The 10801-nt window shown below is 41.6% G+C and carries 11 protein-coding genes and 1 pseudogene; 3 read left to right on the top strand and 9 right to left on the bottom strand.

Annotation, left to right across the window (positions count from 1 at the left end):
• Positions 1-231: 231 nt before the first annotated feature.
• Together ACT8YW_RS19335 and ACT8YW_RS19340 are read left to right on the top strand one after the other, a co-directional pair.
• On the top strand, positions 232-1488 hold the full coding sequence (locus ACT8YW_RS19335) for a glutamate-5-semialdehyde dehydrogenase (RefSeq protein ID WP_444106835.1): 1257 nt from the start codon (positions 232-234) through the stop codon (positions 1486-1488).
• A gap of 70 nt (positions 1489-1558) precedes the next feature.
• A complete protein-coding gene (locus ACT8YW_RS19340) occupies positions 1559-2515 on the top strand; it encodes an acetylornithine carbamoyltransferase (RefSeq protein ID WP_004324587.1) in 957 nt (318 codons plus the stop codon).
• A 34-nt stretch (positions 2516-2549) separates the two neighbouring features.
• Here ACT8YW_RS19340 and ACT8YW_RS19345 read toward each other — a convergent pair whose 3' ends face one another.
• From ACT8YW_RS19345 to rpmH, 7 genes are all read right to left on the bottom strand, one after another.
• Complete coding sequence (locus ACT8YW_RS19345; protein WP_444106836.1) at positions 2550-2942, bottom strand: rhodanese-like domain-containing protein; 393 nt, start codon at positions 2940-2942, stop codon at positions 2550-2552.
• 14 nt (positions 2943-2956) lie between these two features.
• Entirely contained in the window at positions 2957-3658 is a 702-nt protein-coding gene (locus ACT8YW_RS19350) for a NigD1/NigD2 family lipoprotein (RefSeq protein WP_444106837.1), read from the bottom strand.
• Positions 3655-4803 (bottom strand): acyltransferase, encoded by a 1149-nt coding sequence (locus tag ACT8YW_RS19355; RefSeq protein ID WP_444106842.1) that lies wholly within the window; start codon positions 4801-4803, stop codon positions 3655-3657. Before ACT8YW_RS19355 ends, ACT8YW_RS19350 begins: the two co-directional genes overlap by 4 nt.
• Positions 4804-4810: 7 nt before the next feature.
• A complete protein-coding gene (locus ACT8YW_RS19360; RefSeq protein ID WP_444106838.1) occupies positions 4811-5785 on the bottom strand; it encodes a D-alanine--D-alanine ligase in 975 nt (324 codons plus the stop codon).
• A complete protein-coding gene (locus ACT8YW_RS19365) occupies positions 5782-6855 on the bottom strand; it encodes an RluA family pseudouridine synthase (RefSeq protein WP_444106839.1) in 1074 nt (357 codons plus the stop codon). The genes ACT8YW_RS19360 and ACT8YW_RS19365 overlap by 4 nt, the downstream gene beginning before the upstream one ends.
• A gap of 26 nt (positions 6856-6881) precedes the next feature.
• Positions 6882-7532 carry a PASTA domain-containing protein gene (locus ACT8YW_RS19370; RefSeq protein WP_444106840.1) on the bottom strand — a complete coding sequence of 217 codons (651 nt, stop codon included), beginning with the start codon at positions 7530-7532 and terminating at the stop codon, positions 6882-6884.
• Positions 7533-7893: 361 nt separating this feature from the next.
• A complete protein-coding gene (gene rpmH / locus ACT8YW_RS19375; RefSeq protein ID WP_004299762.1) occupies positions 7894-8052 on the bottom strand; it encodes a 50S ribosomal protein L34 in 159 nt (52 codons plus the stop codon).
• A 193-nt stretch (positions 8053-8245) separates the two neighbouring features.
• Between rpmH and efp the strand changes: the two genes are divergently transcribed.
• Positions 8246-8812 (top strand): elongation factor P, encoded by a 567-nt coding sequence (gene efp / locus ACT8YW_RS19380; protein ID WP_007763862.1) that lies wholly within the window; start codon positions 8246-8248, stop codon positions 8810-8812.
• 68 nt (positions 8813-8880) lie between these two features.
• Here the strand turns inward: efp and ACT8YW_RS19385 are convergent, their stop codons facing one another.
• The gene (locus ACT8YW_RS19385) at positions 8881-10281 is read right to left on the bottom strand and encodes an alkaline phosphatase (RefSeq protein WP_444106841.1); all 1401 of its coding nucleotides are present in this window, start codon (positions 10279-10281) and stop codon (positions 8881-8883) included.
• Between the two features lie 149 nt (positions 10282-10430).
• Positions 10431-10739, bottom strand: a pseudogene (locus tag ACT8YW_RS19390) (DUF6377 domain-containing protein); the annotation flags it as partial.
• Positions 10740-10801: the final 62 nt, after the last annotated feature.

A 10801-nucleotide genomic window follows, 5' to 3' on the forward strand; every position in this document is an offset into this window, starting at 1 on the left:
TTAAGACAAGTTATCCCTTACTGACTATTGGAAGCTACTGTTTAGTTCATTTCCGCACCGAAATGAATTTTCAACTAATCAGAAAAAGAGATACAAAATTAGAACTATATGTATCTACAACCTATATATCATCACAATAACAACATTTATTTCTGTTTTCAACAAGTTTTATTCACATCATTCACTATATTTGCATAGTTTATCTTTCCATTTAATGCAAAAAAGGAGCAAATGACTACAAATTTAAACGAGACCTTTGCCGCTGCACAAGTAGCAAGTCGGGAATTAGCCCTGCTGAATGATGATGTCATCAATCAGATTTTAAATGCAGTAGCTGACGCAGCAATTGCAGAAACACCTTTCATTCTTTCAGAGAACGAAAAAGATCTCGCACGGATGGACAAAAATGATCCGAAGTACGACCGGTTGAAACTGACGGAAGAACGTTTGAAAGGTATTGCCGCAGATACACGCAATGTAGCAACACTCCCCTCTCCTTTGGGTAAAGTATTGAAAGAGAGTGTTCGCCCCAATGGAATGAAGTTGACGAAAGTCAGCGTTCCTTTCGGAGTAATAGGAATCATTTATGAAGCGCGCCCTAATGTTAGCTTTGATGTTTTCTCCCTTTGTCTGAAGAGCGGAAATGCCTGCATATTGAAAGGAGGGAGTGACGCCGATTGTTCCAACCGAGCCATCATCAGTGTGATTCACGAAGTATTGAAGAAGTTCAAAATCAATCCGCACGTTGTAGAATTACTTCCGGCTGATAGAGAGGCTACGGCAGCATTACTGAATGCTGTGGGCTACGTAGACTTGATTATCCCCAGAGGCAGCAGCAGTCTTATTCATTTCGTACGCGAGAATGCAAGGATCCCTGTCATTGAAACAGGGGCAGGTATCTGCCACACTTACTTCGATGAATTTGGGGATACAAACAAGGGAGCAGACATTATTCATAATGCAAAGACACGTAGAGTTAGCGTATGTAATGCATTGGACTGCACCATTATACATGAGAAGAGACTAGCCGACCTCCCTCTGCTATGCAAGAAACTAAAAGACAGCCATGTCATTATTTATGCTGATCCGCAAGCTTACCAGGCATTGGAAGGCCACTATCCTGCCGAGCTATTGGAGCGAGCAAAAGCAGAAAGCTTCGGCACGGAGTTTCTGGATTATAAAATGGCTGTCAAGACTGTAAAGAGCTTCGAAGATGCCTTAGGACATATTCAGGAAAACAGTTCTAAACATAGCGAATGTATCGTTACCGAGAACGGGGAACGTGCAGCTTTATTCACCAGAATCGTGGACGCAGCTTGCGTATACACCAATGTGTCTACCGCTTTCACTGACGGGGCACAATTCGGATTAGGAGCCGAAATCGGAATCAGTACGCAAAAGCTACACGCACGCGGTCCGATGGGACTGGAGGAAATCACTTCTTACAAATGGGTCATTGAAGGAGATGGACAAACGAGAAGAAATTGAGACTATACCTATATGTTAAAATCAAACAAGGTTTTGAGCGAAGCTAATTAAAAATTAAAAAATAAATGATATGAAGAAATTTACTTGCGTACAGGACATTGGCGATTTAAAATCAGCCCTTGCAGAAGCATTCGAAATCAAAAAAGAGCGCTTCAAATATGTAGAACTGGGACGAAACAAGACTTTAATGATGATCTTCTTCAACTCTAGTTTACGTACCCGCCTCAGCACACAGAAAGCTGCCATCAATTTGGGAATGAATGTAATGGTACTGGATATCAATCAAGGTGCATGGAAATTGGAAACTGAACGTGGCGTAATTATGGATGGTGATAAACCGGAACATATCTTAGAAGCCATTCCGGTTATGGGATGCTATTGTGATATCATTGGAGTACGCTCTTTTGCTCGTTTTGAAGACCGTGATTTTGACTATCAGGAAACTATTATCAATCAATTCATCCAATACTCCGGACGTCCTGTCTTTTCGATGGAAGCGGCAACACGCCACCCATTGCAGAGCTTTGCAGACCTGATTACCATCGAGGAATACAAGAAAACAGCACGTCCCAAAGTGGTCATGACCTGGGCTCCGCATCCACGTCCATTACCACAGGCTGTTCCTAATTCCTTTGCCGAATGGATGAATGCAACGGATTACGAATTTGTCATCACTCATCCCGAAGGTTATGAGCTTGATCCGCAATTTGTAGGTAATGCAAAAGTAGAATATGACCAGATGAAGGCTTTCGAAGGAGCCGACTTCATATATGCCAAAAACTGGGCTGCTTATTCTGGTGACAACTATGGACAGATATTAAGCAAAGATCGTGATTGGACTGTCAGCGACCGCCAAATGGCAGTTACCAACAATGCTTATTTCATGCATTGTCTTCCGGTTCGTAGAAATATGATTGTGACAGACGATGTCATTGAAAGTCCGCAATCTATTGTGATTCCGGAAGCTGCCAACCGTGAAATCTCGGCAACTGTCGTTCTGAAAAGATTATTGGAAGGACTGAAATAAGCCCCAAAAAATAAAGTGCTGATAAATCAGCACTTTATTTCTCTATTTCTTTATCTGCTTCCTCCCAGGAATTAAATCCCTTATCAAGCTCAAAGACTTTATATCCCTTCTCACTCAAAATTGCCGCAGCCTTCTTGCTTCGTTTTCCACTGCGACAATATACAGCCACCGGTTTGTCTTTTTGCAACAAAGAATCAGCCATTGAAGCAAAAGAGTCATCCATCACATTGATGTTGATCGTCTTCGTGATATGCCCCTCCGAATATTCCGCAAGCGTGCGAACATCTAGACGTTGTATATCCTCATTCTGAATAAGAGAATCAAACTCCTCTACATTCATTGATTGAAAATCCCCTTTCTGCTGACAAGAGAAAAGGGAAGAGAGAAATAAAAATATTCCCACGATTAATTGATTCAATTTAAACATATACACTCCATTATTCAATTCTGTCCCAGAGTATAGTCAAACCCGGAATCACAGTACTTATCAGATTCTATCGGAGAACCATCCTTATCGTACGTATAATATTTAAATTTAACCTTTATCGTCCGACCCGGATTCTCTTCATCTATATATTGCGCCAAAGGAACAGAAATGTAAGCACGCCGATTATAGTATTCTCCATCACTGTTCGCATCATGGTATAACAACATATTCACAATGCCATTTGTTTTAAGTTCGGACACATCTTCCACTATACCGAAAACATGTCCCTTGCCCGTACTGACCTTGAGATTCAAAATCATATTCAGATAATCCCTTCCGAGCCAGATACTGACCATCTCTACCGGATCCAGCTTTATACCGTCCTTGTAAACCGGATCATCTTCCGGTTTAGGTACCGGCGTTATGAGCGATTGCAAAGAATATATAGTAGTGGTGTTCTCACCGGAAAGCACCTCATAGTTACTCATTACACGTCTGGAAGTGTTTGGAGAGATAGTAGAACCCGTACGGTCTTCCGAAACAGTCAAGACTTCTCCCTTATCAGGAATAAGCATTTGTATGCGACCGTCTTCTCCGGCCTCTACAGTCACAAATTCCAGTTTCACCGAAGGATAATAATAGTCATCATCTCCACAGGCAGTCATCAGGAAAAGCAATCCCCACAACCAAACAATATGTAATTTTCTTCTTTTCATCGGCAAGCTGCTAAATAATTAACTAACGGATTGGAATACATTAATAACAACTTCTCACGCAAAAAGTCTTCATCCTTATTCGGAATCTTGATCTTTGCCAATTGTTGTTCAATATAGTTCATAAACTGCAGTTTCTCTTCTTCCGTGTAATTGGACACGAATTCCGTTGTGCCATTCAGCCAATCATACGCCACATAATTTCCCGGATATATCCGGTAATTACGATGGATGCGGCGATCAAGACAGGCAGAAATACGGGCAAACAAATCCGGTTTCGGCAACGAACGGTCCAAGCCTTGCAAGTCATCATTCAAACAAGGAGCAACCTGAAAATGTACCCTGCCTTTATATCCGAAAAGACCTGTCTGCATATTAATCAAATCGTCCTGTGTCGTCTTTTTATATCCTTCGATGTCTCTCTTCAACTGAAACTCTTGCGCTTTCAGAAAATCACACGGATCATATTCGTATGAAATAGCAAGCGGAGCAATATTCATTTCCATCAGGCGGTCTATCAAATCGCCTTCACCTCCCATTGCCAACATTTTCAATACACTGTCTTGTGTACGGTCATTCGAATCTTTTGCACGTCCTTCACGCTGCGCAATCCAAATAGACTGATTCTTCTCTGAAATGGTGTAATGCATATAACGGGACATACGCGCTGAAGATTCCAACATTTGCCGCATGGTCAACGCCCGCTGTACAATAAATGATTTATTGACACGCACCAGTTTCTTAATCCAGGGATAAATAAGCAAATTGTCGCCAATCGCAATTTCTACCGTATCCATTCCCTGGTCAATCAACAAAATAGAGAGAAAGCCCGAATCAAGAATAATGTCTCTATGATTCGATATATACGTATAAGCTTTGCTTTTATCCGGTATGGCGGTATGATCCAGTGTCAGTCCGGCAGTATGATCTGCCGCTATCTTCCACAAAATGCCATAGCAAAATGCCTCCTGAAAATCAAGCTTAGTCTTACAGGCACGCATTTTTTGCGCCAGAAGTTCAAATGGAACGTTCGGTATAGCACCGGTAGCAGCTTTCTGAAAAGCCGGATCGGCAATCAGTTCCTCAAAGATTTGAGGAAGTTCCTCATCATTGTAAGGACGAATTTCATTAAACTCTGTCAGATCCATCATGTGATTAAAATTTATTTTCAATAATATCGCTCATCACATCCTTTATATCCAGTCCGGCTGCACGCACTTGCTGGGGAATAAAACTGGTAGTAGTCATTCCCGGAGTAGTGTTTACTTCGAGAAGATTCAGTTTTTCACCGGCAGTTATAATGTAATCTACACGGATAATGCCGGAACAACCTAATATATCATAGATAGCTGAAGTCAGCATCTGTACGCGTTTGGTCAATTCATCCGAGATACGCGCAGGAGTGATTTCATCTACCTGTCCATTATATTTAGCATCATAATCAAAGAACTCATTGTGCGTCACGACTTCCGTAGGTGGAAAGATGACCGACTTCTCTTTTGTCTTATAACAGCCGCAAGTCAGTTCCGTTCCGTCCATAAACGCTTCAACAATCACCTCTTCCGCTTCTCCGAAAGCTTTAACAATGGCCGGTTGTATTTGTTCTTTTGTCTTCACTTTCGTAACTCCAAAGCTCGAACCTCCCAGACTAGGCTTGATAAAACAAGGCAGACCAATCTTTTCCACTACTTCCTCGTCAGAAACTGATTGTCCCTGGCGCAACAATAATGATTCGGCAATGCGCACTCCAAAAGCCTTCAGATATTGATTGCAGGTAAACTTGTCATAAGTAATGGCAGCCGCCAACACTCCACAACAGGAATACGGAATACGCATCATATCAAAATAGCCTTGCAGCCTGCCATCCTCACCCGGCGTACCGTGGATGGTGATATAAGCAAAGTCGAACACAATCTTTTCCGTTCCGTTCGTAAAACTAAAGTCGTTTCTATCCACCGGCACTTTGTTTCCGTCCGGTAATTGCACTTCCCAGCGACGGCCTTCCATCTCCACGATATACAAATTATACTTTTCCTTATCAATAAAGGAATAAATACCCTGTGCGCTACGCAGGGAAACTACGATTTCAGAGGTATCTCCTCCTGCTACGATAGCGATGTTGCGTTTCATTCTAATTCTCTATTACTTATATAGCCTCTCCACTTCTCGATAAGCCGGGTCATGTCATCCGGAAGTTCGGAAGTAAAATACATCTCTTCACCTGTGACGGGATGCACAAACCCCAACGTCATAGCATGCAAAGCCTGTCGGGGACAAGTGTCAAAGCAATTATTTACAAACTGTTTGTATTTACTAAAATGGGTTCCTTTCAGTATCTCATGACCGCCATAGCGTTCGTCATTGAACAATACATGGCCGATATGCTTCATGTGGACACGAATCTGATGGGTACGTCCTGTTTCAAGTATACATTCCACAAGGGTTACGTAGCCCAGTCTTTCCAATACACGGTAGTGCGTAACGGCATGTTTACCCACCGTCGGGTCGGACATCACCGCCATTTGCATCCGGTCTCTCGGATTACGGGCAATATTACCGACAATCGTTCCTTCATCCTGTTCCACAACACCCCACACCAAAGCACGATATTTGCGTTTGGTAGTCTTATTAAAAAATTGAATTCCCAGATTTGTTTTGGCATCCGGTGTCTTGGCAATCACCAGTAAGCCTGAAGTATCTTTATCGATGCGATGAACAAGTCCCACGTGCGGGTCATTGGCATCATAATCCGGTATATCCTTCATGTGCCAGGCCAGCGCATTGACCAGCGTGCCGTGATAGTTTCCGTGTCCCGGATGCACGACCAATCCCGCCGGTTTATTCACAACCATCAGATAAGGATCTTCATAAACGATAGTAAGGGGAATATCTTCAGGAATAATTTCATTTTCATAACGGGGGCGGTCCATCATCACCGTTATGACATCCAGCGGTTTCACTTTGTAACTACTCTTCACCGGTTTGCCATTGGCCATAACGAATCCGTCTTCGGCAGCTTTCTGAATACGGTTGCGCGAAGCATTGACAATACGTTCGAACAGATATTTGTCGACTCTGACCATCGTTTGTCCCTTATCTACAACCACGCGGAAGTGTTCGTAAAGCTGGGATTCGTCACCGACAGGTTCTATATCATCCAAATCATTCTCCAGTTCATCCGGAAGTTCTTCCTCTATCATGCGAGTCCGTTTCTATTATTTATCTATTAAAACCAACTGTCATCTTGAACAGATGATGATTCCGACGTAACCGGCTGGGCTGTATCTATAGAGACATCGACAGAATCTTCTTCCGACATATCACCGGAGCCATCTCCTACCATTAATGTCAGCGAAGATCCAACAGGAATCTTTTCTCCGGCAGACAACAGACGTCCCTGATACTTCACGCCATATACCCAATCTTTCTCACCATTTACCAGTTGAACCTGATTCAGTTTGAAACCGGCGTTCAGCAATTTAGCCTGCGCCTGACGGAGCGAGCTGTTGTCCGCCACATCGGGAATTCCACGTAAAGGTACATCCAACGTATTGACAGTCAGGTATACCGTACGTCCTTCCTTCACTTTCTCACCGGCTCCCGGTTTCAGTTCAAGAATGATACCCGCTGCCTTATCCTTGACATATTTAGTATCAGAAATCATATATACCAGACCATGATTCCGGAACATTTTCGTCGCTTCGTCCACCGTCATTCCCTTCACATCAGGAACTACAACGCTTTCACCATGATGTGTATATATATCAAGCCACTTCAGTACACCGAATATCATCACAACCACCACAACAACCATGGCGATCATATTCACCCAGAAGAATTTATTTGTTTTAAAAGAAAAGAATTCTTTAATAGTCATACGCATTGTTGTTAATATGCGCCAAAGATACGACAAAATAGTTGAACTTTTAAAAAGTAGGCGATGAAAAATGTCCCTACCCATTATGCAAGAACGCTTATCATCGCCAGAATTGCTGCAACTATAATCCCCACTCCTATAGATTTCAACAACCTTATTATAATTATGCGGGTTTTCAGGTCCCGGATCTGTTCTTCCATTGTGTATGTTTGTTTATGAGTTTTATTCTACTCTACAAAGAAAAGCAAAAAGTCATAAATGAGAGCAAACAATACCACTTTTTAACATACTTGTCATCAGGAAATAAAAAAGGCGGAGAACTTAATCTCCGCCTTTTTTATTTCCTGATGACAAGTGATTATCATTTTTGTCCGTTGTACTCATCAGAAACAGTTAGTTTCTTTCTGCCTTTCGCACGACGAGCAGCTAATACTCTACGACCATTAGCCGATGCCATTCTCTCACGGAAACCGTGTTTGTTCTTTCTCTTTCTGTTAGAGGGTTGAAATGTTCTTTTCATTACTGTATCTTGTTTTTTATGTTATTATTCTACGTAATCGGGCTGCAAAAATAGGCACTTTTTTTAAATTAACCAAGAGATAACTCATTTTTGCTCAAAAGTTTTTGTGTTTTTTACTGATTTAGATTACTTTTGCAGTCGAATTCCTGCGAAAACAATTAAATAACAATAATAGATTAAGAAGAATAGCAGTATGATTAATGCTCAAGACATCAAAAACGGAACTTGTATCCGTATGGACGGAAAGCTCTATTTCTGTATCGAATTCCTGCATGTAAAACCAGGTAAAGGTAACACTTTCATGCGTACTAAACTGAAAGATGTAGTCAGCGGTTACGTTCTCGAACGCCGTTTCAACATCGGTGAAAAATTGGAAGATGTACGCGTAGAACGTCGTCCATACCAATTTTTGTATAAAGAAGGAGAAGACTATATCTTCATGAACCAAGAAACATTCGACCAACACCCTATTGCTCACGACCTGATTAATGGTGTTGACTTCCTGCTCGAAGGTGCAGTATTGGACGTTGTTTCTGACGCTTCTACAGAAACTGTACTTTATGCAGATATGCCGATCAAGGTTCAAATGAAGGTGACTTATACAGAACCGGGCGTGAAAGGTGATACAGCTACCAACACCCTGAAACCTGCCACTGTAGAATCAGGCGCAACCGTACGTGTTCCGTTGTTCATCAACGAAGGTGAAACAATTGAAATTGATACTCGCGATGGTTCTTACGTAGGACGTGTAAAAGCATAATTGACAAGAACATATATAGAAAGCCGGAAGTTTTTGGACTCCCGGCTTTTTTATGTCTTTACCGATATTTATTTGTATCCGGCTGCTTTTGCAATTCTTTTAGGAATTTCCGTGTTATCAATCTTTTCTCCAAACAGTTGAGAACCTGCACCGATAGCGAATACAGGTACATAACCAGCAGAATGTCCGCCACTTGCCCAGCTTACCATAGCAATCTCATCCATCACTTCCTTTGCACGTGCAGCCATCGGTTCACTCTTAGAGTACATACTTTCAGCAAATACGACTTTATTCTTCACGAATGATTTTTCAAACTCATCACGCAAGGTCTTTTCCTGTTCCCAAGAAATAGGGAATTGTTTCCAGAAGCCCATTTCTTCGCCCAAGAATATTTTCATATCTTCCCAAGTCACTTTATTACCTTTTGATTTCCTCAATTCACTGATACGTTGTGAAAGTCCGTCAGCAGAATGTTTCTGGTATTGCAATACTTTCAGGTTCAACGCATATTTTCCTGTACCCAGCACAATACCACCTGTTTCATGATCTGCGGTAATCACAATAAGAGTTTCTTTCGGGTGTTTCTTATAGAATTCATAAGCTACTTTGACGGCTTTATCCATATCCTTCACCTCATTGAACACCGTAGCGGCATCATTAGCGTGACATGCCCAGTCAATCTTACCACCTTCTACCATCAAGAAAAAACCTTTCTTATTGTCTTTAGTAAGGAAATCAATGGCACTTTCCGTAATCTGTGCCAATGTCAAATCACCCTCTTTGCGGTCGATAGCATAAGGCAGACAAGAAGGATTGGCTCCTTCTTCCTGAATCAGGATCATCTTTTCTGCTTTTGCGGCTTTTGCTTTATAGTCATTGTAACCACGTGCTACTGTATATCCGGCTTCTTCAAAAATAGGGAAAATACTTGGAGCCTCTTTCTTGTCATAAGTGGTAGTCGGTTTCAAGAAACCACCGCCTGCATAGAAATCGAAATTTGCTTTCGGCAAGTCAAGAGCAATTTCATAATTCATATTACGGTCGGGTTGATGCGCATAAAATGCGGCAGGAGTAGCATGATCTACACTGACAGAAGTCGTTATGCCCACCTTTTTCCCTGCTCTCTTTGCCTTTTCGGCGATAGTCTGAATGGCATTTTTATCTTCTCCTACAGAAATAGCACCATTATAAGTTTTCTTTCCTGTTGCCAATGCAGTACCTGCAGCAGCAGAGTCGGTTACTGAATTTTTAGCAGAGAAAGTAGTTGCCATAGTAGCAACCGGGAATTGAGTAAATAACAAAGGCTCAACACCAATACGCCCATTTTGAATTTCCGCCTGATACATCTCCGTACCATTTACTTGGTTCACTCCCATCCCATCCCCGATGAAATAGAATACGTACTTTGCCTGACCGTTTGCAACAACGGAGATAAGGACAAAGAACAATGTGTAGATTAACTTTTTCATTCTCTAGTATATTTATTTTTAGATTAGTTGTCTACAAAGGTAGAAAAAAAGAGAGATATACAGCGGATTACTAGACACTAAAAGTGGATATTTGCTTTATATACAGGCATTACCGCCTCGCATATTACAAAGCAATAACACATTGCTATCTATGAATAACATGATAGATTCGTTACATTCTGCTCGAACTGATCCTTGTCTCCGGCAGCTTTATTACGCATCCGGCTACGGTAATTATAAATAGTGACCAAAGAATATCCGAGAAAATGAGCAATCTTGTTACTGTCTATCCCCAGACGGATCAGGGCAAAGCTACGAAGTTCTGTTGCCAACAGCTCATCGGATTTCGGATAAACCCGACCTTCTTCTACCAGCAATTCATTAAAAGCTGAAATAAAATTCGGGAATAGTTTCAGGAAAGATTTATCAAATTCATTATAGAATTCACTATCTTGATTTTAATATTTAACGTGAGTTCGACATAAAATTAAAAGATAGTAAGTTGCCCGTCATTGATAAA

Origin of the sequence: Bacteroides sp. (genome assembly GCF_052357945.1) — a bacterium.
Classification (GTDB): domain Bacteria; phylum Bacteroidota; class Bacteroidia; order Bacteroidales; family Bacteroidaceae; genus Bacteroides.